The following is a 22,350-nucleotide window of genomic DNA, read 5'->3' on the forward strand; positions in this document are numbered from 1 at the left end:
AAATTTACCGGTAATCATGTTTAAAGGTTGTATTTACCAACGTTGGTGACTCTGTTTTATACAGTCCATTTCTAAAGGCATAGCTCGAGGCTTGATACCAGGTGATGGCTTCCTCTACAAGTTCATTCTCCACTTCGCTCGGAACGGCAGATCCGTCTTTGAAATCAGGAACAACCTGCGCCACCTTTCGCTGAGGCGACAAGAGCACCAACCGGTTATCTTTAATAAAACCAAGTGTTTGATAAGTACTAATAAATGCACGTTCGCGACCTTTTTCTAACTGAAAAATGTCGTATCCAAAAAATTTACTGGTATAGCTAAAATTCAACAGACCCAGGAGTGTCGGCCCTAAATCTATCTGACTCATCAAGCGGTCTACTCTTTGAGCAGGAACATTTGCCGGAGAGTAAATCAACAACGGGATATGATATTTATTAACCGGGAGTTCCGTCTTGCCAGCACTTGATGCACAATGGTCTGCGACGATCACAAAGACTGTATTATTAAACCATGACTTCTTTGAGGCATCCTTTAAGAATTTGCCCAATGCATAGTCTGTATACTTCACAGCGCCCTCTCTGCCCGTATGCGATGGAATATCAATTCGGCCTTCCGGATAGGTATAGGGTCTGTGATTAGAAGTTGTCATAATGTGTGCAAAAATTGGCTTCCCCTTTTCCAATGTCTTTTCAATTTCCCGGTTGGCGAGCGTAAATAAATTTTCGTCTGCTACACCCCATATGTTCTCATAATCAATTTCTTCATCCTTCAATAAATCGCGGTCATCCACTTCATAGTAATTATTCGCGAAAAAATATCCCATGTTATCAAAGTAACTGTTACCCCCAAAGACGTACTTACATTCGTAGCCTTTATCCGTGAAAATTTTTCCGAGTGAATACAAATGCTCATTGTTCGGCCGGCGGACTATTGACTGGCCAGGCGTTGGCGGAATGCAGAGCGACAATGCTTCCAGTCCTCTGACCGTTCGTGTGCCTGTAGCATAAACGTTAGTAAACAGAAGGCTTTGCGCTGCCAGGGAATCTAATGCGGGGGTAAGATGCCGGGTGTTTCCAAAAACGCCCAAAAATTCCGCGCTTAAGCTTTCGACGCTTATCATCACTACATTCAATTTGCGTTCTCCACCAGTATGAATAATCTCTCTTTCTAAATGCAAAGGATCATCAGATAAAAATCTGCTTTCCTTTGTCTGCAACAATGCTCGGATGGACTGCAGAGAGGCTTCGTCATTGATGGTTTTATAAAACTGATTATAATCCAGTTCGTTATTTAAATACGCGGCAAACAATTCATACATTCCATTTCCGGAAAGTTCATTGACATACATGTTTTTACTAAACCGGTGAGCTTTGGAATCTACCGTGAAATAAAATACCACTGGCAGGAATAACAGCGCAATTGCCCAAAGACTTCTCTGTCTAAAAGAAGCATTCGACAGCGCAGAGAATTTTAATAAAGATCTGATCTTATAAACAACAATTAATGTAACTCCGCCGACTGCAATGAATACCCAGACAATCGGATAAGACTCCCATATGTTACCTATGACTTCCGTGGTATACACCAGGTAATCAACTGCTATAAAATTGAAGCGTGTGTTGAATTCGTTCCAAAATAAAAATTCAGCTGCAGCATTCAATACCAACAGAAGCGTTAGCAGGAAAAATAATCCGTACATAGCAAATCGGTGCCACGACTTCTTATAAAGTTTTTGAGGAATCAGCCATAGGTAAAATACCAGTGGTATTATAAAATAACCAGTATTCACGAAGTCAAAAAAAAGGCCTACAACAAAAACGTTAACGATATCTGAAATTTCTATTTCGGCTTCACGAAAAGAAAATAGCAGTAATACAAGACGTGTTAGGAATGAAATCATTATTAGTACAATGCCTAATAATAAAACCGGACTAAAACGATGTTCTAATACCTTAATTTTTGAAACCATAATTTTGATCGGACTATTGGATAATTTTGATGACATCACCCGCAAGAGAGAATTGGACGATCCTGACAGCAAATTCTTTTTTCAAGTAAACCTTGTACAACGTGTCACCATCAATGCGTTCTATCCTTTCTGCAGTGTCAATTCTATAGCCAGGAAATTTCTTTGTTATCGTTGTTCTGATGGGTTTAGGCAGATAGCCTTTTTTTATTTCTCTGTCTATTTCCAACCAGTCGCCAGTGTCCTTGAAGGTGGCGGAATACAGGACTTTTCCAATTTGAAATGCAGCCTTAAAGCAATGTGACTCAAGCGCCTTCCATAACACGTTGTCAGAGTGTGCAAACCGGCGTTCAAATGATTGTTTCACCAGTGGAGGTATGTCGTTGTTGAGGTTCTGAGCCGTGGCACTGCACGCAAGGAAAAAGGAAATGATGAAGATGATGTTCCTGGCCATATCGTTTATTACTCCCCTAAGTAACTAACCGATTTAGAAGAAATTCTGAATTTCGGAACCTTCAGGTCTTACAGGGCATTTTCTTCAGAACTTTATTAAAAACTTATGAAATCCTTCCTCATAACTATAATGAAGACCAAAATTTGATACCGCGCAAATTCTTTTTACGATAGCCAGTCCAAGACCAAGGCTTTGAGAAAGGTTACTTTCTTTACTAAAACGATCAAAAATTCTACTGGGGTTTTGCAACGGCACCCCAGGATTACGGATGCTTAGTTCTTTGTTTTTTAAAACCACCACAACTTGGCCGCCTTTTATATTATGCCGCTTCGCATTTGTGAGCAAATTGTGAACTAAAATTTCAAGCAACGCATGATTTGCGTTTATAACGGTAGGTTCAAGGTCGTAAACTATTGCAAGGTTCCGAATACTGATTTGCGGGGCAATTTGGTCTATTTGATTTCGAATTAAAACATCCAGGGAAACCGGCGCCATATCTGAAAACTGTCGGTTATCTATTTTAGATAACAATACAATATTCCGGTTAAGCCTTGCCATCCGCTGCGCCGTCGATTCCAATTCGTCTATGAGACGAGCCTGTGTCTCAGTTAATCCAGGCTGTTGCATGAGGATGTCCAACTTGGATTGAAAAACGGCGATAGGGGTTTGAAGTTCATGCGATGCGTTTTCAATGAACTCCTTCTGTTGCTGAAACAGCAAACTATTTTTTGACGTTAATTGCTGAATTGCCGTATTCAAATCGTCAAACTCTGCGATGTTGGTACTTTCATATTCGAAAGACGGAACTTTATCTACTTCATAAGCTTTTAATTTCGCAAGCGTATTATAAAACGGTTTCCAGAGACGCTGCGAAAGTGACTTGTTTATAAAAATCAGCCCACCCACCAACAAAACGACAAGCGCTGCCTGAACTTGAACGATTGCCCAGGAAAGTTTCTCGCTTGCACCCAGCGACTTTCGTAAAGTAAGCACATAAGGATTTCCTTTTACAGATATCTTAGAAGTCAATTCTCGAAAAGGTTCTTCTTCTTTTGTAAGACTGCTAAAGGAATAGACTGTTTGAAAATATTCAGACGGACCAGTATTTGTTCCTGATTTGATACTTACATCGTGCGTTAACTGATCCAATACCTGCAAATCAACTTCAAGATCCGTCAAGTATTCAAAATTCTTTAGATGTTGAACAAATTCCGCCCGATCCACCAGAAGAGACGCATCAACCTCCGCCTGGATGATTTCCCGGATAACGTAAAACGAAACAGGTATACTGATGATCACCAGTATCAGGGCATACAACAATAAACTTCTTAAACTAACCTGGAGAAGTCTCATACAGAAAATTTATAACCCAGACCATATACGGTCTTTATATAATCGAAACACCCGGCTTCCTGCAATTTTTTCTTTAGGTTTTTTATATGAGCGTAAACAAAATCAAAGTTGTCCATCACATCCGCGTCATCTCCGGAAAGGTGTTCTGCTATGGCGCTTTTCGAAATGACTTTGTTTTTGTTGGCAACTAAAAAAAGGAGCAAGTCAAATTCCTTTTTTGTCAACGGTACTTCCGACTCATTCACATGAACAGTTTTACCCGACGTATTAATCTCGATCTCCTTGAATCGGATAATATTGTTCCCTTCAAATTGTCGGCGCCGCACAATAGCTTGCACCCGCGCCCCTAACTCGGCCATGTGAAAGGGTTTTGGCAAGTAATCGTCTGCACCAAGTTGCAATCCGGAGATTTTATCATCAAGCGAGTTTCTGGCGGAAACAATTATAACGCCCTCCGTTTTATGCATTCGCTTCAACTCTTTTAGAATATCCAGACCACTTCCTCCTGGCAGATTGATGTCCAGAATGATACAGTCATAGTCGTAACTTCCGATTTTATCAAAAGCGGATTGATAATCGAAGGCAGGCTCACATAAAAAGTTCTCACCTTTCAAGTAGTCGCAGATACTCTGTGACAAAAACTTTTCATCTTCAATAACAAGGATCTTCATCGTTGCAACAAGGCTAGTCGTTAATTGCCCCGTCAGACTTCTAAGTTATGAACTATTTAGTAAGAATGATATCCGTCTTGGTATGATACAAGATCTAAATGCCGCCTTGCATGAAACAATTCTGTTGTTTGGAACGTGAATATGAGGCGCGGTTAAAAATATCTAATTGAATAATTTTTGTTCGTCCATGTAATATGTTTTTCTGGAACTTGAAGTTTCTACCTTGATCGGTGCGCCTGTTGGACTGTGTTCCTTTTTGGATTATGGATGAGCATAAAATCACGAATCTCGCCGCTGATAATATCAGGGTGTGTTTTAGTAATACTTTTTTCTGCTTTTTTAAGAACACTTTTAATGGACTTTAATAAGCCTTTAATCTCCGACTCTGGGATCTTCTTCGCGATAGAAAAAGGTGAAATACCAGCATCCCACAAAATCTCATCTGCATATGCATTGCCTATGCCTCGAATGATATGTTGATCAAGGAGCACATTTTTTATCGACGCTTTTGAGCGTGAAAGTTTATTCTTTAAAAAAAGAAGATTAACATCTTCCGAAAGTGCATCCGGAGCATCTTTCGATTCTGGATTTAACGTTGGAGTAGCCGCCTTTTGGAAATCAGTGAGCGCCAACCCTGAATAGTCGGAGAAAAGGAATTCGACTATCGTGTTCTTTTGCGTATTCTCGTTTTCAAACTTATACATCTTACCGTGAAGCATCAAATGCAAAGCCAGAACATTTCCATTCTTAAATTGAAAATGCAATTCCTTCCCTACTCTGTTAATAGCAATCAGCTTTTCACCCTCCAAACTTTTTTTCAACCTAGAGACTGAAACGTTTAGTTTTTTGGAAATGGGAACTGCGACCTTTTTCAGTTCTTTACCGCCAAAAACCTTCGTGAGGTTCTTGCTGAAAACTTGTAAGTCGGGAAGTTCTGGCATATCAAATAATTATTTATACCATTGGAGAATCTCCTTGCCAATTGCGTTAACAAGCTTTTTATCCTTCAACTTCTCAAGTTTCCAACTGTTTTTCAACCTTTGGATAATTCCGATATGCTCGCCATCTAAGGATACTTCGAATTGCATGCAACCCTCTTCAAAACAAGTTTGGGCTATGGGTGATGCTTCCAGCCGATAGGTTTTCTCTTTAAACTCAAATTCAGAAACCATCGGATCTTTTTCCAGTCCATCGATAATTTCCTTCAGAAAGTTAATCAAGTGCTTGCGTTGCGTTTTTGTTGTTGAACTCCATTTCTCCTTTGTCGCCCGTTTGTGAGAAAGCTTATACTTCAGGCCGGTCATAGAAGTCGTGTAATCATTTGCATTTAATTTCTTTACGTTTTGATGAGCCAGAATAAACCAATGGTATGCAGTACCAACGGGTACACCAGAGCCTTCGGGTGCTTTTCCCGCACGTCGTTTGGTGACTTCATAGGAGATCTGCCACAGGTCAGGTGTGATTTTTGTTTCTTTCCATTCGCCTTTGTCGTAGTACCATTTGTGGCTCCGTCCGATAGTCATTCCCGTATATTGCTGCCCGTCAAATTGTTTAAATTCGTTATAACTTTCCGATCGATCCGGTTTTGCTGTTTTGCTTTCAGAGATAGGCATCCTTTCCTTTAGCCTGCGCCTCGGGGTCGTGGCTTTCTTTATAGCCGATTTTATTGTTGCCATATTTCAAAGTTTTGAATATATCAGATTCAAAAGTCTGCCATAAGTTATTAGTTATAGAAACTAAAAATTTTGTGCTGACAATGATGAAATTCCTCTACAGAAACAGGAAAAAATTCTACTCCACAATTGCGTACAACGAACAGCATGTTTCAGGTGGTCAGCCCTACAAACGAAGCATATCGACACCGTTGTAAGTCAGACCAGACCTTCCAGTTAGCTTTGTCCAGCGTCACTAAGGTTGCGCCGAGGCTAATAAAAGTTTAATTCAAACGCAAGAACTCGTTGCTTCAAAATAACTCGCTATCCCTTTCATTTGCGGTCAAGGAATTTCGGGAGATTAGACAAAGATTAACTCGATAGTTCGAACTATCGAGTTAATAATACCATCTATTGAATAACAATTGTAAAAGTAATATCAAGATCTGTCTCGCCCTCAGAGGAACCTGATGTTGCGGATTTCAAATCTGGCTGATGCTTCAACAAAACTCTAAATTCGCCTGTCGCGGCGGCTGCGGTTGTCCATGATGTTTCTAAGCCGAGGGGCAAAGCGTTGCTATCCTGATCCTGATATCCTACTTCGTCGGATCTGTTGTCAATGTTGCCGTTCCCTTCAGGATCACTAAATACATTGTTCGTCCAGGAGAAATAGAACATATGCTCATCACCTTCTTCTTCCACTTCTTCCGTTATGTTATAGGCAGGATCCGACGGCTGAGCCAACCCGTTAATTAGTGAAATGGACATGGAATAGGTCTTGTTTGCTTCCAGGTTGATTGGGCCATCGACTTCAATTCCTTTAATCCCCTCGCCGTCAGGATCAGTTGCCGTTACAGTTACAACATTTCCCCCGGACTGTGGAGTGAATGCCAGCGTTGCTGTAGTGATAAGTTCTGGCACATCTTCTTTAACAGGGTCATCATCGTCACATCCCGAAAGGACGAATGCTGCTACAAAGACAGCAACTACTGGCATATAAAAACTTATAAAGCGTTGTATTTTTTTCAAGTTTAAAGTCATAATAATATTTGTTAGAAAATGCATTTAATAGATAAAATAAAATTTCGTCCGAGATCATCTGCATAATAACGAAATCTGTTCGTGTATTCACGGTATGACGCGTTGAGAAGATTCTCCGATCCAAGTCGGAAGTCATATTGCGTCTTTTCTCGTTTAATCGTAATCCCTGTAGAAACATTCCATAATAAATATCCTTCAGGCGATCTCATAAAATCAAAATTATCGGAACTGCCTTCCAGTGGATCTGTTCCATTCTCCTGCGCATCATTAATCTCCTTTACGGTAACAACCCGAGGAGCACGATGTTGACGGCTAACATATTTAGTCTTGGATTCGATGTAGAAATTTTTAAAAGAACCCAAGACAGGTCTATCATAACGAATAGCCAGTTCATACCAATTAGAAGGAATAAATACCAGGTAATCGTTATTGCTCACATCGGATGCATGCAAAAGAGAAATCTTGGGCGTTACGGTAACCGATCGACTAGCTTTCCAGCTACCTGACACATCCAATCCCAGAAACAAGGCGTCGGTTTGTGTGTACCTATAATAAGGATATACGCCCCGAATATTTTGAGTAACACCTTTTGGCCTAAGGTAAATGTAATTGAAAATGTAATTTACGTATGGACCTACTTCCATCTGAAAACTCGTCCACTTCTTTTGATAGGTTGCTACCCACTTCAAAGCTTGCTCGTTCTTGAAAGACACATCATGAATATTCATTACTTCATTTGTTGAATCATTTAGCAACAATCCATACTCAATGGCCGCCGCGCTTTGGTGGGTACCCAAGCTGTATAATTCCACAACATGCGGCGGTCGCCAGGCGCTGCTTATATTCATGTGCAAAGCCTGGTTGCTTTTTAATTCAACTGTTGCCCCAAGCGTTCCGCTTACATTGTTAAAATCGATCGCAGCGTCAAACAGCGAATTTTTAAAGTCGTAGCCATTAACTGAATACTTCCGATAGTCGTATCGTATGCCCGCGTCAATTGTCCATTTGTTGAAATTCAATTTTGTTATTACGAATAGGCCGCCCGATGCACTGTTAAAATTTGGAATGAACGGGATCCGTTGTGTGCCGGGTATATTTCGGTTGTTTTGCAACATTCCTGTTAAACCGAAACAAAACGTCTTTCCCTTTGATGCCAATGTTTCCCATTCTGCTTCGAGCGTATGGGTGTTGAGTTGTAGATCAATCGATGGCAAATTAGAAAGCCCTCCTCTACGTATATCATATTCAGCGCGGTTATTATTTTGAAAACCATACTGGACATTTAATTCTCCGCGTTCAGTACCTACATGAGCAATAATCTTTGCAAGGTTGTGGCTTACTTTCTGACGAGGTTCGCTGATGGTATAGCTAAAATCTCCCGTATATTGGGGAATGTCTCTTTCCATCGCAGCTTCCAGATCTTCCAAACTGCTAATCGACGTTCCCTTCAGTATGCCAATTTCAGACTGAAAGTGACTAAAAAAACCTTCGATACCCAGGGAATTTTTATGGTACCCGAGGGCTGCCGAAAAATCCATTTCTTTTATTGCAGTATTTGTCAGTGCATAAGAAGAGGTTTGAAAATCTCCCGTGCGCTTCGCCGTACCTTGCAAACGCCAGCCCCAGCCATCGTGCTTTTTTAAGCCACCTTCAATCATACCGGAAGCTGTTCCCGATCTTCCATTACTTTGGAAAATGGTATTGAATGTTCCGCCGATTCCTCCGCTCTCCGGCAGTGGTGCTGGATTCACCACAATGACACCCCCCAAAGCATCTGTCCCATATTTAATTGAGGACGCATCCTTTATGATAACAATATTAGAAGCGATAAACGGGTCAATTTCTGGCGCATGTTCTGCTCCCCATTGCTGTCCCTCTTGCCGGATACCATGATTAAGTATCAGCACACGTTGGCTATGTACACCGTGAATTACTGGCTTGAAAATTCCCGGCCCCGTTTGAATTGAATTTACACCTGGAATGTCTTTTAGGGACTCCCCTAACGATTTTCCTGCCGACTCGGCCAATTGTTTAGCATCTAGCTTTGCCAAATTATGCGCTTCCTCTGTATGCATTAGTTCATCTTCAACTATAACTGTTTGTAACTGATGGACATCCTCGGTCAAATGAATGACTTTAGATACTGCGCCTTCGATTTTTATTTCAAACTCGAAAGGCTTATAGCCCAGATACTGAATGTTAACTTTATAGGTGCCACTGCATATCTTCAGAAATACAAACTCACCTGAATCATTCGTTACAGTTCCTGTCTGGATGTTCTCAAGAACAATCGCTGCACCAATCAACGGGCGGTTGGCTTCGTCCAGCACCCGGCCGGTAAATGTACCGTTGCAATCTTGCCCGGGGGAGGAGATTATAAAAAAGACTGCTACTATCAGCAGCGTGATATACCTTAAAAACATCAATTGAATAAAATAGAAGTTGACTGATAAAACTATCAGCTTAAATGTGAAACGGGATTTCTAAAAAATGGGAGGCGCTCGAGAAGGCAGTTTGATTGAAAAAATAACTTTGTCAACACTCGGTGAATATCCCTTGATTTCGAGAGATGGGGTAAACACATCAAAAGACTCGTAAATCGCCAAGTGTTGCTCGTTAACGGGAACCACGTGACATAGTGGGCATTTTTTTGGGGCAGTTAAATGAGTTTTATGGTCACAACCTTCTTTTGTAACCTCATGATAAATCGCACGGTGACAGGGATCTTTTTCCTGTTCAGTGGAATGCAGCGCCTTCTCCAGTGAATGGAATGCCTGATGAAAGCTTTCTACCTGAACATTTCCTAATACATATAAGAAAAGCAAAACAGCAGCAAAAATCGGTTTTATCCGTTCGCTGAGATGTTTACCCTTTTTCTCATGCTTAAAAAACATACGGTATGGGTTCATTTTCCAGGCACGCCAAAGTAAGTTACCTTTATCCCTATTTGCAACACTATTGCATTAATTTTATATTTATAAAGACAACAGGCGTTTTCCTAAGGAATTTAACAAGATTACAACGTGTGCCGTTTTATGGCATTATAAGGTGAGTGCTGCACGTTTTCCAACATGGCCCTATCCATTAAAACATCACCTTATGCGAAAGCAAGCAGTTGTTTTTCCAGGGTATTCTTATCGATCATACCTGAATGTCGCCAAACCTGCTGGCCTTGTTTGAAAATAATAAAAGTAGGTACAGCCCTTACGTTGTATTGCATCGCAGCGGCCTGATTCTTATCAATGTTTACTTTAACAACACGGGCCTTTCCTTCCACTTCCTTTCCAACTTCTTGTATAGCCGGCCCCATCGCTTTACAAGGCCCACACCAATCGGCATAGAAATCTACCAGCACCGGTGTGCTGGTACTAATGAGTTTGTTGAAATTTTCCATATAATTTCAATAAGTTGATTTAAGCTGTTCAAACAATTCCCGTTGCTTGTCCGTCAAAGATTCGGGAATGTGAATTTGTAATTGAACATATAAATCGCCGAATATGTTCGCATCGCCATACACCGGCATCCCCTTTCCTTTTATTCGAATCGTTTTACCGCTTTGTGTGCCAGGCGCGATTTTCACTTTTACCTGGCCCGACAACGTATCGACGATAGTGGATCCTCCTAAAACAGCCGTAAACAAATCAATTGAATGGGTGGCATAAAGGTCATCTCCTTTTCGTACATAGCGTGGATGAGGTGTCACATGAATGCGCACATACAAATCACCATGGTTGCCCTTGCTTCCCTTCCCGCCTTTGCCCTTTATTCGCAGGCGTTGGTCGTCGTATGCTCCTGGCTTTGTTGTTATACGAAGTTTCTCATCCTCCAACTGTATTAGGCGGCTAGCGCCATGGTAGGCTTCTTCCAAAGTAATTTCCATCTCCGTCTGGTAATCCTGCCCTTTAAAAGTCCCTGATTGCCTACTTTGTCTGCCTCCCCCTGCGGCACCGCGTCCGAAAAACTGCTCGAAGAAATCAGAGAACCCGGATCCTCCTTCCTGACCAAAAATATCACTGAAGTCACCTTCAAACGTAAACGGTCCGTCCTGACCATTTCCTGGTCTCGAACCGCGTGGTCTTCCCCCAGCACCTGCATGCTCATATTGGCGCCAATTTTCTCCTAGCTCATCGTATTTTTTTCTCTTAACGGGGTCACTTAAAACCTCATTCGCTTCGTTAATCTGTTTAAATTTTTCTTCCGCTACTTTGTTGTCCTTGTTCTTGTCAGGGTGATATTTAACAGCGAGCTTTCGGTATGCTTTTTTAATTTCATCCTGAGAGGCTTTTTTGTCAACCCCCAAAATTTTATAATAATCCTTGTAATCCATATTAATTATAAGCTACACTAATTAATATTAATTAATGAAAAAAACCAGTGATTAGTTCTCGTAGAAAGTAGTTTGAGGTTAAGGAACAAGCCCTTCGTCTTTCAGCGCCTGCTGTTCATCGCCTGTGATATACGCAAAGATTCGAAGGTGCTCATCTTTCTTCTGTATCAGATAGAAAACATCGAAATCAATCTCGCCGTGAGTGTTATTCTTGCGGACGAAAGCACTGTTCCAATGAATTTTAACGAGCGCATGCATATCATCCAAAATACTTATCTGTTTAGATAATATTTCCATGGCCAGAATACCGATCTGTTTATAAAATGTCCAGCCCTGTCTTACTGAAGCTTTGAATTGATCATCATTTTTTGCTGCAACAACACCTGCGGGACTCGCTTCAATAAAGTACTCGGCAAATGAATTTACAGTTTCCTCTACGTCAGGTTCACCACCACGAAGCGCTTCATTAAAACGCGTTTCGTATCGATTAAAAAAATTTTCTATTTCAGGTTGTTGAATGGGCGTCATTTCACGATTCTGATAAATTAACCTTTTGTTGAGAGGGGCATGGTGTTCATTTGGCACTCACGTAGCTATTTACTTTTAACATAAATGAAATGCAAATTGTTAAAATATCCTAACCTACCAACAATACGATTTTGCCAATGTGGGTGCTGCTTTCCATCAGACGATGTGCGTCTGCCGCTTTCTCCAAAGGAAATGTTTTGTATACAACCGGTTTAACCACCCCTGCTTCTAACCATGGCCATACATGTTCTTTTATCTTTTTTGCAACGGACGATTTAAACGCTGTGTCTCTTGCCCGCAAGGTTGATCCCGTAATGGTTAAACGTTTGCGCATGACCATAGACAGTTTAACCTTCGTTTCATCGCCTCTCATTACATTGATCAGCACAAGTCTTCCTTCTTCAGCAAGACACTCGAGGTTATCTGGGGTATAATCTCCCCCAATCATATCGAGAATAACGTCGACACCTTGTGATGATGTCACGCGTTTGATCTCTTCTTTAAAGCTTTGGGATTTGTAATTAATGGCCCTTTCAGCGCCAAGTTCCTCACAATAAGAGCATTTTTCATCAGTACCGGCCGTAACATAAACCGTGGCACCCCATGCTTTAGCGAGCTGGATAGCGGCGACCCCAATTCCACTGGAGCCACCATGCACTAGCAATTTTTGTCCGGGTTTAAGTTGCCCGCGATCAAAAACGTTGCTCCACACCGTAAAAAAAGTTTCAGGCAAAGAAGCAGCCTCTTCGAAAGATAAATTATCCGGGATGGGGAGTAATTGACCTTCCGGAACCGTGCAATAGCCGGCGTAACCGCCTCCGCTTACAAGCGCACAAACTTTGTCACCAGGTTTCGTAGTCGTGCAATCTTTTCCTAATGCTTCCACAATGCCGGCAACTTCCAACCCTGGAATATCAGGCGATGCACCTTTTGGTGGCGGATAATGTCCTTTGCGTTGAGCAACGTCCGGACGATTAACTCCAGCAGCAATAACTTTAATCAACACTTCGCCTTGCTCTGGAACTGGCGTCGGTCTTTCTTTAACCTGAAGAACTTCAGGGCCACCTGGCTCTGTTATTACGATAGCTTTCATTAGCAGCTTAACGATTGGATATTTTGAGCAAAGTTAGCTGAAGATTTATAATGACAAGGAAGATCTTCCTCAGACGGGTCGGTGTTGAAATATCTACTTAAAAATCAACACAACAACTTTAAAGTTTCAAACAAGCATCCTGGAAAACAATTCCTTTCCATAATGTACCGTAGTGCTTCAGATGTGAGCTTAAACTAAAGCATATGAACCAAACAAAATTTTCTTATGGACACCTGAATCCGTTCGAAATATAACCAGACTTAACGCTTGTGTTTTTAACACTGTACGGGCTGTCCAGCATGACGTCGCGAATCCACCCCTTCGGTGTCGAACCTGGAGCAATGTTAACAATAGATTGGTATGTACCATCCGTTGTAATGTCCATACCCGGGCATAAATAAGGCGGATTATATTCGTAAAAGCCATTGCCTGGACCCCACTCCCAAACCAGATACCCGATATTATTTGCAGAAGCTTCAGACAACAAAGTTTGATAATCAATTGAACCTTTCTCTTCGCAAGAAGCGGTATTTGGCTGACCAGCTCCGGGCCATCCGCCGTAACCACATAATTCACCCAACAAAAGAGGGATATTATTATCCGTGGCTTTTTTCAACTGGTCTTTAATAAAAGTTGGTTGCACTGTTTGAATGTCAAGCTTTGACCAATAAGGATGGACAGAAAACATAACGTTGTGATCGGGATCGTGGGCAATCAACGTAGCGGCTGTGGGTACCAACACATCCAAATCCTTTCCACAACCTTTGGCATCTATAATTAAAGGAGTACGGATACCGGCATTTCGCAACGTGGTTATGGCCGATTGATATCCCGATACAAATTGTTGTTGTGTGACATTGTCGTCACCTGCTTCATTCGCGATATTAACCAGCAACGCATGTTCATACCGTTGCACGATTTGAATCACCTGAGGCTGTGTCCAATAATTGACTACATTATTTAACGCATTCCAATTACAGGTTGCATCATGCATTTCCACCATAGGAATCATTTGATGTTTGATGCAATTTTTTATCAGAGAATCGAGTTGATTTAATGACGATGGCGTTCCATTGCTATAGGTTGCCTGCCAAACAATTCTTACACAATTTGAATTTGTTTTTGCAATTTCCGGAAAGTAATTCCTTCCATAAGGATCATTCTCATCAAACACGCTCATTTTATTAACACCTTTCAGAATAACTGTCTCACCACAAGGGTCAGTTAGTTTTGTTCCCACCACCTTGAAAGTCGACGCTGCCGGATTGGGGGTGTCGTCTGAACTGCAGGACAGCATGATCAATACGACAACCAGCATAAAAACTGAGATTAGAGCTCGTGGACTGCATATCGTTTTATTAATGAACATATTTAGTAGCTTAACACAAAGGTGGTTAAAAGTATGACGAGATAGAGCAATAGAAAAGCAACGTGGCGATTGATTTTCGTTTCACAAACATTTAACAATTCCTTTACCCGCGTTTGCATTGAGCTGAATTTAAATTATGATTATGCTTCAGATACAAAATAACCATTTCCGGGTAGGGCGATCAATAACCTTTTTGGGTGAGTAAATTATGCCAGTTTTTGTTGGCCTCATCAGGTCGATCACTAAGGCTAATTAAAAGCTGCCGCTTTGAACCTCGAAAATTATCCTGCCGATTTTGTAGTATAATTTTTAAATTTGAGAACATCTCCATCAAATATTTACAATCAATAAAGTGAGAAGCAAACAAAAAATACTAATGCTCCTGATATTCTCAACTTGCTTCTTAACAAGCTGCAAGGAAAAACAAGACAGGGATGGACGCGCAAGTGAACAAACAATGGACAGCATTACCTGTTGCGGGGAGTCTTTGCCTAAACGCTTTTCATCGCCACCATCCACAACTATTCCAACAACACAAAATGGAACCTCCCATGAGGGCATGGTATGGATTGAAGGGGGCACATTTTCAATGGGTGCATCTGACAACGATGGACGCAGGGATGAGTATCCCGCCCACGAGGTGAGGGTAAAAGGATTTTGGATGGATGCCACAGAAGTAACCAACGCTCAATTTTCAAAATTTGTTGAAGCAACCGGATATGTGACAACCGCTGAAAAGGTGCCCGATTGGGAAGAACTAAAAAAACAATTGCCTCCTGGTACGCCCAAGCCTGCGGATAGCCTCCTGGTGGCTTCATCCATTGTTTTTGTTTCACCTGCCCGTCATGTTTCTTTACATGAAGTAAATGAATGGTGGCAATGGAAAAAAGGCGCTAACTGGAGACATCCACGAGGTACTGGCAGCAGTATTAAAGGAAAAGAAAATTATCCTGTCGTACACGTCTCCTGGGATGATGCAAACGCATACGCTGCATGGGCAGGCAAGCGGTTACCAACGGAAGCAGAATGGGAATATGCAGCTCGCGGCGGCGTAACAAATCAGCCTTTCTTTTGGGGTGCTGAAGACGCAGAACAAGGATCACCAAAAGCCAATACGTGGCAAGGACAGTTTCCTAATGTTGACACAGGTTGGGATAAATTCGAGGGACTCGCCCCAACGAAGAGCTTTGCTCCAAATAACTTCGGACTATATGATATGGCAGGAAATGTCTGGGAGTGGTGTTCTGATTGGTACCGACCCGACTATTATGGCCAACTTTCAGCCAGTACAGCAATAAATCCTCAGGGGCCAGAAACGGGTTACGATCCTGATGAACCAACTGTTCCGAAGCGTGTAGTTCGGGGTGGGTCATTTCTTTGTCATTCCTCTTATTGTTCAGGCTATCGTGTGTCCGCCAGAATGAAAACATCCGCCGATACCAGTTTGGAGCATACAGGCTTTCGCTGTGTTGCTAATTGATTAAATGATTTTCTCCCGTATCGCTTTGGCTACTGCTTCAGGGCCGCATTGAACATGTAGCTTTTGGTAAATATTTTTCAAATGACGTTTTACTGTTTCCGGTGAAATCGAAAATTCAATTCCAATCATCCGATAAGAAAATCCCCGAGCCAATAATTCCAGCACCTGTTGTTCGCGATCAGTAATATGATAATCGTTCTTCGATGGTTGCTTAGATTCACGAAATGCCTGCAACACCCGCTTGGCAATTCCAGGAGACATTGGTGCACCGCCCTCATGTACTTCCCGTATGGCATTTACAAGATGGGCCCAAGAATCTTTTTTTAATAAATAGCCATCAGCACCCTTTGTGAGGCATGTAAACAATCTGTCATCATCATCAAAAACCGTGTGCATAACCACACGAATGCTGACATCAACTTCCTTTATCAGTTGAACGCCTACAATTCCACTGCGCCCAGGCATGTCGATATCCATGATAACAACATTGGGCCTATCCTTTTTTACATCTTCAGTAACGTGGCTACAGTCGGGGTAAGAACCAGAGATACAAAATCCATCTGTATGTCCAATCAGCAATTCCAGCAGATCCCTCAGCTTTGTGTTGTCTTCATAAATCGATACTCGAATAGGTTCCATAAAAATATTTAAAGGGGCCTCGTTACGTTTACAAGGAAATCATTAGTCTACGCTTCATCAATACCCCATTAGGGTCACCTGGCTACAGGAAATTCCAGTTTAATGGATGTGCCCTTGCCGCTACCTGATTTAATATCTATAACGCCGTTTAAACTCTTGGCGCGCTCTTTCAAATTTCGAATTCCATTGCGATCTGTTGTCGCTGTTGGATCAAAGCCCACGCCATTGTCTTCAACGGTCAATAAAATTTTCCTTCTATCCATACAAATACCGACAAACGCTTCCGTGCATTTAGAATATTTTACCAGATTGTTAACAGCCTCCTTAAAAATCAAGTAAATATTTCGCCTTTGTTCCATCGATAATTTAACATCGTCCAATCGTTCGGGAATATCAAATTTGAACGCGATCTGTTTAGCCTCAAAGAGCTCCGATGCATAACGCGTCATGCGTGCAATTAAGCTGGAAAGCGAATCATTTTTTGGACTGATATTCCACACTATGTCATCTAAAGAACCACTGATCTGCCGCACGTCGTCCATGATACGATCCACCAGAGCGCTTGATGCATGCTGCACAGGCAGTTCTTTCTTTGCGAGCGACCCCATAATGCTGATCCCACTGAGTGTTGATCCTAATTCATCGTGGAGGTCTGCAGAAATCCGATTTCTAACCCTTTGCAGGTGCAGTAGTTGATTAATACGATATTGATAAAATGCATAAAGCACACCGGCAATAAACAAACTGATTAGAATTTTAAACCAAACCGTTTGATAAAATGCAGGGAGGACCTCAATTTTCAAATCGAGTGTATCTTCGTTCCAGTTCCCTAAAGCATCACCAGCTTTCATGTGAAGGATGTATTCGCCGGGGTTGAGATTTGTATAATTCGCGACGTGCTTTGATCCGATATAATTCCAATCTTTTTCAAACCCTTCCAGATAATAAGCATATTGGTTGTCATCTTGTTTCCGATAATTAAGTGCTATAAAATCAATGCTAAACACGTCTTGCGAAGGCTGCAAGCGAATAGATTCCGAAGGATTTGCCAAATACTCCGTGTGATGAATTTTAAAACTATTAACGACCAGCGGAGGTGGATCGAGGCGTTTCAGAACATCACCGACCTTCACGAGATTAAAACCTTGAATATGCCCCACCAGCAGCTCACGTTTATTATGCGTGATATAGACTCTGCCGGTGGTATTGTTGCTTAGCAGACCATCATTCATGGTAAACCGAATCAGTCTGTCATTGGTGGTGTTAATGCAATACAAACCTTCATGATTCCCGACCCATAGATTCCCTTGAAAATCCTCAACAAGTCCCTTTATCTCGCGGTCACTGAATCCATCTTTTGCATTAACAACCTTGCTGATTTTTCCTACCTCAGGCATCATTGTAATACTTCCCCAACGGGCCGCCCATACGTTGCCGTTGTGATCCTCGAGTAAGGTATTAACTGTTGGATCATCGACTCCTGCAGGTAAGGTTTCCGGATCAGCACGAACAAACTCCTTTCGTACATCATCATAGTAATAAACACCTTTATAACAACCAATCCAAAGCCGGCCCTTCGTATCAATCATCATGTCATTGATGAGATTGTTATTCTGTACAACGTTTCGCATGACTTCTTTTGTCCAAGGGGTAATCTCCTGTTGCGAAGTCTCATCAACAGCATGGATTCCCTCGTCTGAATTGCCCACCCACAACTTGCTATCTTGAAAGCGCCCGTACATGAAAAAAGGAACGGAAAAAAACTGATCTGTTATCCTGGCTAACGGCGGGTTCAAAAATTTTCCGGACAATAAATGATAAACGAAAATCCCGGGTCGTTGATAGTCCCATCGGTTCGTGCCGATCCAAAGCGTGCCATCCTTTCGCTGCTCAATCCACCGGGTTTCCGCCGCCGCGCTCGGATAAACAATTTTGGAAAAGGAATTCTTCTGTCTGTCCCATCGAAGTAAAACATTATTCGACATACCAAGATAAAAAATATGCTCAAATCCTGGTCGGTTATCCTGGTGGACAACGTTCACGGTAAGCGCCTGCGGCAAAATATTTTGGGGGATTGTGATTACCTGAATCACATTGCTCAGGGGGTGATACTTTATTATTCCATCCGATGTACAAACCCAAACAATTCCATCTTGGTCCCTGTATATAAAATTGACTTCGTAAGATTTTGGGAGAATATCTGGAAAGAAGAAAAATCTTTTTTGCTCTGGCCTGAATATTCCAAGACCGTGGCTGTCGCCAACCCAGAGTATGCGTTTTCCATTTTCGTCCAATCCTTCTTCTACGGCAAGGATCTTATTTGCCATTCGCCCGGTTTCAAATAGCTCGAAAGCATGTGTACGCGGATCGAATTTTATCAATCCTAAGTTGTATGTACCAATCCATAAAAATCCATCCTGATCCCGCGTCGCTTTCGACATCAGCATATCCTTTAACTGTCCGGCCGGACTATCTGCACCTAATACACAGATTAACGTGTCCCGTTGACGATCATAGCGGAATAATCCATTGTCTCTGCCAATAACCCAAAGGTTGCTATCAAGATCTTCCACGAAAGCACCTTTTAGCCAAACAAAATTGGTTTGGCGAAATGGGTAATGTTTACGCTTTCCGGTTTTCAAATCAAGCCGGTTCACACCATGATGATCACTAAACCATCCCTGGTCATAGACATCGATGTAAAAATCGCCTGTACTTCCAACATGTTTGTCTGAATCACCAAGTACACGCCCCATGCGCATGGTGCTTAAATCGATTTTTGAAACACCACTACGATCGGATGACAACCAAATATTGTTGCTTTCGTCTGGCTCAATTCCAGTCACGAAATTGGTAGTATAGTCATTAAAGCTTTTAAAGGTAACTCCATCGTATCGAAGCGGGCATTGCCTGGTGCCAAACCACATAAATCCCAACTGATCGCGGGTCGCGGAAAACACAGAATTACTAGGCAATCCTTCTTTGGAAGTGATTAGTTCAAAAGTTATGGTGGGTAATTGACACCAGCCTTTTTGGTTTTTCGTAAAAAGAAAAAGGAAGAGTAGCGCAACGACTGCCCGCAACATCATTTTCATGTTGAGCATCATTATTTTCACCCAATTTACTATCCATTCGGAAATAAACCTTGACAAACACTGTTTGATTTATTTTGTTTTATCGTCCAGGTGATTTCTTCGGCCCGTATAAATACGACATCATTTCTTTGCATTCCGAAAATTTTATCTATAGTTTTATAATAATTGAGCCCATCAATTTACCCTATCCAGGGCGTTGATGGGCTTCGTTTTATTTAATATATGTAGCGAAGATGTGTTAACCCCAATTATGCTATGAATGAAAAGGAAGTTGAAATTCTTATTGTAGAAGATAACCCGGATGATGCGGAGCTTGCAATCCGTGCGCTTAAAAAAAGTCACCTCGCAAATAATGTCATTCATTTGATTGATGGTGCGGAAGCTATTGATTTTCTATTGGGACTAGGAAAGTATGAAGGTCGTGATATCAATAACATACCGAAGGTGATCCTACTCGACCTCAAAATGCCTAAGGTAAACGGTCTAGAGGTATTGATGCGGATTAAATCCGAATCACACACAAAATCAATACCCGTTGTAATTTTGACGTCTTCAGCTGAAGATCCCGACATAAAACGCTCATACGAGCTGGGCGCCAATAGCTATATCGTTAAGCCAGTTGAATTTAACAACTTCGCAAAGATCATCTCCGACTTAGGCATGTATTGGCTGGTTATTAATAAGATATAACGATTTTTTTCTGAAGACAATCATCAGGATAGATCAAAACAACACCGTTATGGAAATGAAAAGATTTTTTTATATCATATTCTGCTTCATAATCCTGCCCATGGGCATTTACGCTCAGGATCACAATAACACCACTGCGTCTGCTGCTGTGAAGCTAAAAAAGCTGAGCATCGAGGAACTAATGGATGTCGAAGTAATGTCTGTCTCCAAACGTCCGGAGAAACTAGCAGAGGTAGCTTCTGCTATTCAAGTGATTACAGGCGAAGATATCCGTCGGTCGGGAGCGACGAGTATACCAGAAGCGTTGAGGCTCGCTTCCAATTTACAAGTAGCACAAGTTAACGCAAGCCAGTGGGCAATCAGTGCAAGGGGTTTTAATAATGTGCTTGCTAACAAATTACTTGTTATGATCGATGGTCGGACCGTATATACGCCGATGTATGCGGGCGTTTTTTGGGATGTTCAAAATATCATGCTGGAAGATGTGGAACGAATAGAGGTCGTTAGCGGGCCTGGTGGAACGCTTTGGGGAGCAAACGCAGTGAATGGTATAATTAACATTGTAACGAAAAATGCGCAAGATACGCAGGGTCTATTGGCAGAAGCAGGCGTAGGCACTGAGTTGCGTGGTTATGGAGCCCTTCGTTACGGGGGTAAACTTTCCAAAAATGTTTACTACCGTCTTTACACGATGGCCTATAAAAAAGGAAGCACCGCCACTTTAGAAGGCGATGATGCAAACGACGAGTGGACAATGGCGCAGAGCGGGTTTCAGCTGGACTGGGAAGGCGAAAAAGACCAGCTTAAAGTACAGGGGAATCTTTATGATGACCGACCAAATCCAGATGGCGTTTCCGATATCAGGGCGAGCGGCCAAAATGCACTGGCAAGATGGACGCACTCTTTTTCCAACGGATCGGATTTCAAAATTCAAATATATTATGATCATACGTGGCGCGATTTTAGAAATGGCTTTGCCCAACGACTGAAAACGTATGATGTTGATGCTTACCATCATTTTCGACTTGGCAAACGCCAGGAAATCACTTGGGGGTTTGGCTACCGGCTTATGGCAGACCGTTTTAGAAATCTGGACCTATTGAGGTTCGAGCCTGGCGAAAGAAACCTGCACGTCTACAACATTTTTATTCAGGATAAGATTAACATTGTTCCTGAACGCCTAGACCTTACGATAGGCGCTAAACTTGAACACAATTCTTACACTAAATGGCAATTTCAGCCAAGTTCGAGACTGGCATTCTCGCTGACGAAAAGTCAAACGCTGTGGGCCGCAGTTTCGCGGGCCGTTAGAAATCCTTCCCGCATTGACACCGATTTTTTATTAAATGCAGCACCTGGCGTCCCCTTTCTGCAGGGTAATAAGGATTTCAAATCTGAAGAAGTCCTCGCTTACGAACTTGGATGGCGTATGCAATATGAAACATCATTCACGCTTTCGCTTGCAACATTTTACAATATTTATGATAATCTAAGGACTGCTGAACCAGGTCCGCCGCCATTAAATCTTCCAATAACAATATCCAACGGTGTTGAAGGAAACACGTATGGTGTGGAATTTATGGGGAGCTATCAACCATTGGCCTGGTGGCAACTTCGAGGAGGATATACATTTCTAAAAAAAGAATTAACAATCAAACCAGACAGCAGAGATCTAAATGGAGGAAGGGTAGAAAGTAACGATCCGGAGCACCAGTTTTTGATTCAATCCATGATGGACCTGCCGGGAAAGACAGAACTGGGATTTGTTGTTCGCCATATAAAAGAATTACCTGAGCCCAGGGTAGCTGGTTATTGGGGGCTTGATGTGCGACTGGCCTGGCGGCCGAATGATATGCTCGAGTTTAATGTTGTAGGACAAAATATACTTGACGAAGAACATTTGGAATTCATTCCTGCTTCGCCAACACCAAGAAACATGCAGCGTGGCATTTATGGAAAGATTGTGTGTCGCTTCTAGTGATAAGACCATGC

19 protein-coding genes are annotated in these 22,350 nt (G+C 41.9%); 3 read left to right on the forward strand and 16 right to left on the reverse strand.

Annotated features, from left to right (window positions below):
- Positions 1 to 4: 4 nt before the first annotated feature.
- The 14 genes from P2W71_RS26845 to P2W71_RS26910 form a co-directional block, all read right to left on the reverse strand.
- On the reverse strand, positions 5 to 1,969 hold the full coding sequence (locus P2W71_RS26845; RefSeq protein ID WP_276374532.1) for an alkaline phosphatase family protein: 1,965 nt from the start codon (positions 1,967 to 1,969) through the stop codon (positions 5 to 7).
- Between the two features lie 13 nt (positions 1,970 to 1,982).
- Positions 1,983 to 2,420 carry a PepSY-like domain-containing protein gene (locus P2W71_RS26850; RefSeq protein WP_276374533.1) on the reverse strand — a complete coding sequence of 146 codons (438 nt, stop codon included), beginning with the start codon at positions 2,418 to 2,420 and terminating at the stop codon, positions 1,983 to 1,985.
- Positions 2,421 to 2,504: 84 nt separating this feature from the next.
- Positions 2,505 to 3,773, reverse strand: coding sequence for a HAMP domain-containing sensor histidine kinase (locus P2W71_RS26855; RefSeq protein ID WP_276374534.1), 1,269 nt, complete (start codon positions 3,771 to 3,773; stop codon positions 2,505 to 2,507).
- The gene (locus P2W71_RS26860; protein WP_276374535.1) at positions 3,770 to 4,444 is read right to left on the reverse strand and encodes a response regulator transcription factor; all 675 of its coding nucleotides are present in this window, start codon (positions 4,442 to 4,444) and stop codon (positions 3,770 to 3,772) included. Before P2W71_RS26860 ends, P2W71_RS26855 begins: the two co-directional genes overlap by 4 nt.
- Positions 4,445 to 4,662: 218 nt before the next feature.
- Positions 4,663 to 5,385, reverse strand: a complete 723-nt coding sequence (locus tag P2W71_RS26865; RefSeq protein WP_276374536.1) for a DNA-formamidopyrimidine glycosylase family protein — start codon at positions 5,383 to 5,385, stop codon at positions 4,663 to 4,665.
- A gap of 9 nt (positions 5,386 to 5,394) precedes the next feature.
- Positions 5,395 to 6,120 (reverse strand): hypothetical protein, encoded by a 726-nt coding sequence (locus tag P2W71_RS26870; RefSeq protein WP_276374537.1) that lies wholly within the window; start codon positions 6,118 to 6,120, stop codon positions 5,395 to 5,397.
- 387 nt (positions 6,121 to 6,507) lie between these two features.
- The gene (locus P2W71_RS26875; RefSeq protein ID WP_276374538.1) at positions 6,508 to 7,137 is read right to left on the reverse strand and encodes a hypothetical protein; all 630 of its coding nucleotides are present in this window, start codon (positions 7,135 to 7,137) and stop codon (positions 6,508 to 6,510) included.
- Between the two features lie 11 nt (positions 7,138 to 7,148).
- Positions 7,149 to 9,560, reverse strand: a complete 2,412-nt coding sequence (locus P2W71_RS26880; protein ID WP_276374539.1) for a TonB-dependent receptor — start codon at positions 9,558 to 9,560, stop codon at positions 7,149 to 7,151.
- Between the two features lie 60 nt (positions 9,561 to 9,620).
- The gene (locus tag P2W71_RS26885) at positions 9,621 to 10,031 is read right to left on the reverse strand and encodes a hypothetical protein (RefSeq protein ID WP_276374540.1); all 411 of its coding nucleotides are present in this window, start codon (positions 10,029 to 10,031) and stop codon (positions 9,621 to 9,623) included.
- Positions 10,032 to 10,234: 203 nt separating this feature from the next.
- Positions 10,235 to 10,531, reverse strand: a complete 297-nt coding sequence (trxA, locus tag P2W71_RS26890; protein WP_276374541.1) for a thioredoxin — start codon at positions 10,529 to 10,531, stop codon at positions 10,235 to 10,237.
- Positions 10,532 to 10,537: 6 nt separating this feature from the next.
- Positions 10,538 to 11,464 carry a J domain-containing protein gene (locus P2W71_RS26895; protein ID WP_276374542.1) on the reverse strand — a complete coding sequence of 309 codons (927 nt, stop codon included), beginning with the start codon at positions 11,462 to 11,464 and terminating at the stop codon, positions 10,538 to 10,540.
- 78 nt (positions 11,465 to 11,542) lie between these two features.
- Positions 11,543 to 11,992: a hypothetical protein gene (locus tag P2W71_RS26900; protein WP_276374543.1), complete on the reverse strand. Its 450-nt coding sequence runs from the start codon at positions 11,990 to 11,992 to the stop codon at positions 11,543 to 11,545.
- A gap of 109 nt (positions 11,993 to 12,101) precedes the next feature.
- A complete protein-coding gene (locus P2W71_RS26905; RefSeq protein WP_276374544.1) occupies positions 12,102 to 13,085 on the reverse strand; it encodes an NAD(P)H-quinone oxidoreductase in 984 nt (327 codons plus the stop codon).
- Positions 13,086 to 13,308: 223 nt separating this feature from the next.
- Positions 13,309 to 14,403 carry a cellulase family glycosylhydrolase gene (locus P2W71_RS26910; protein WP_276374545.1) on the reverse strand — a complete coding sequence of 365 codons (1,095 nt, stop codon included), beginning with the start codon at positions 14,401 to 14,403 and terminating at the stop codon, positions 13,309 to 13,311.
- A 427-nt stretch (positions 14,404 to 14,830) separates the two neighbouring features.
- On the opposite strand from P2W71_RS26910, the gene P2W71_RS26915 reads away from it, so the two are divergent.
- A complete protein-coding gene (locus P2W71_RS26915; RefSeq protein ID WP_276374546.1) occupies positions 14,831 to 15,934 on the forward strand; it encodes a formylglycine-generating enzyme family protein in 1,104 nt (367 codons plus the stop codon).
- On the opposite strand, the gene P2W71_RS26920 is transcribed toward P2W71_RS26915, so the two are convergent.
- Positions 15,935 to 16,573, reverse strand: a complete 639-nt coding sequence (locus P2W71_RS26920) for a response regulator transcription factor (protein WP_276374547.1) — start codon at positions 16,571 to 16,573, stop codon at positions 15,935 to 15,937.
- 74 nt (positions 16,574 to 16,647) lie between these two features.
- Entirely contained in the window at positions 16,648 to 19,668 is a 3,021-nt protein-coding gene (locus tag P2W71_RS26925) for a sensor histidine kinase (protein WP_276374548.1), read from the reverse strand.
- A 255-nt stretch (positions 19,669 to 19,923) separates the two neighbouring features.
- On the opposite strand from P2W71_RS26925, the gene P2W71_RS26930 reads away from it, so the two are divergent.
- Together P2W71_RS26930 and P2W71_RS26935 are read left to right on the forward strand one after the other, a co-directional pair.
- Positions 19,924 to 20,358: a response regulator gene (locus P2W71_RS26930; RefSeq protein ID WP_276374549.1), complete on the forward strand. Its 435-nt coding sequence runs from the start codon at positions 19,924 to 19,926 to the stop codon at positions 20,356 to 20,358.
- Positions 20,359 to 20,407: 49 nt separating this feature from the next.
- The gene (locus P2W71_RS26935) at positions 20,408 to 22,336 is read left to right on the forward strand and encodes a TonB-dependent receptor (protein WP_276374550.1); all 1,929 of its coding nucleotides are present in this window, start codon (positions 20,408 to 20,410) and stop codon (positions 22,334 to 22,336) included.
- Positions 22,337 to 22,350: the final 14 nt, after the last annotated feature.

The organism is Chryseolinea sp. H1M3-3 (assembly GCF_029360725.1).
GTDB lineage: Bacteria > Bacteroidota > Bacteroidia > Cytophagales > Cyclobacteriaceae > Chryseolinea.

Bases quoted from the DNA above. Each gene is read 5' to 3' on its own strand.
- P2W71_RS26845 (WP_276374532.1), bottom strand. From the start codon at position 1,969: ATGGTTTCAAAAATTAAGGTATTAGAACATCGTTTTAGTCCGGTTTTA.
- P2W71_RS26850 (WP_276374533.1), bottom strand. From the start codon at position 2,420: ATGGCCAGGAACATCATCTTCATCATTTCCTTTTTCCTTGCGTGCAGT.
- P2W71_RS26855 (WP_276374534.1), bottom strand. From the start codon at position 3,773: ATGAGACTTCTCCAGGTTAGTTTAAGAAGTTTATTGTTGTATGCCCTG.
- P2W71_RS26860 (WP_276374535.1), bottom strand. From the start codon at position 4,444: ATGAAGATCCTTGTTATTGAAGATGAAAAGTTTTTGTCACAGAGTATC.
- P2W71_RS26865 (WP_276374536.1), bottom strand. From the start codon at position 5,385: ATGCCAGAACTTCCCGACTTACAAGTTTTCAGCAAGAACCTCACGAAG.
- P2W71_RS26870 (WP_276374537.1), bottom strand. From the start codon at position 6,120: ATGGCAACAATAAAATCGGCTATAAAGAAAGCCACGACCCCGAGGCGC.
- P2W71_RS26875 (WP_276374538.1), bottom strand. From the start codon at position 7,137: ATGACTTTAAACTTGAAAAAAATACAACGCTTTATAAGTTTTTATATG.
- P2W71_RS26880 (WP_276374539.1), bottom strand. From the start codon at position 9,560: ATGTTTTTAAGGTATATCACGCTGCTGATAGTAGCAGTCTTTTTTATA.
- P2W71_RS26885 (WP_276374540.1), bottom strand. From the start codon at position 10,031: ATGTTTTTTAAGCATGAGAAAAAGGGTAAACATCTCAGCGAACGGATA.
- trxA (WP_276374541.1), bottom strand. From the start codon at position 10,531: ATGGAAAATTTCAACAAACTCATTAGTACCAGCACACCGGTGCTGGTA.
- P2W71_RS26895 (WP_276374542.1), bottom strand. From the start codon at position 11,464: ATGGATTACAAGGATTATTATAAAATTTTGGGGGTTGACAAAAAAGCC.
- P2W71_RS26900 (WP_276374543.1), bottom strand. From the start codon at position 11,992: ATGACGCCCATTCAACAACCTGAAATAGAAAATTTTTTTAATCGATAC.
- P2W71_RS26905 (WP_276374544.1), bottom strand. From the start codon at position 13,085: ATGAAAGCTATCGTAATAACAGAGCCAGGTGGCCCTGAAGTTCTTCAG.
- P2W71_RS26910 (WP_276374545.1), bottom strand. From the start codon at position 14,403: ATGCTGGTTGTCGTATTGATCATGCTGTCCTGCAGTTCAGACGACACC.
- P2W71_RS26915 (WP_276374546.1), top strand. From the start codon at position 14,831: ATGCTCCTGATATTCTCAACTTGCTTCTTAACAAGCTGCAAGGAAAAA.
- P2W71_RS26920 (WP_276374547.1), bottom strand. From the start codon at position 16,573: ATGGAACCTATTCGAGTATCGATTTATGAAGACAACACAAAGCTGAGG.
- P2W71_RS26925 (WP_276374548.1), bottom strand. From the start codon at position 19,668: ATGAAAATGATGTTGCGGGCAGTCGTTGCGCTACTCTTCCTTTTTCTT.
- P2W71_RS26930 (WP_276374549.1), top strand. From the start codon at position 19,924: ATGAATGAAAAGGAAGTTGAAATTCTTATTGTAGAAGATAACCCGGAT.
- P2W71_RS26935 (WP_276374550.1), top strand. From the start codon at position 20,408: ATGGAAATGAAAAGATTTTTTTATATCATATTCTGCTTCATAATCCTG.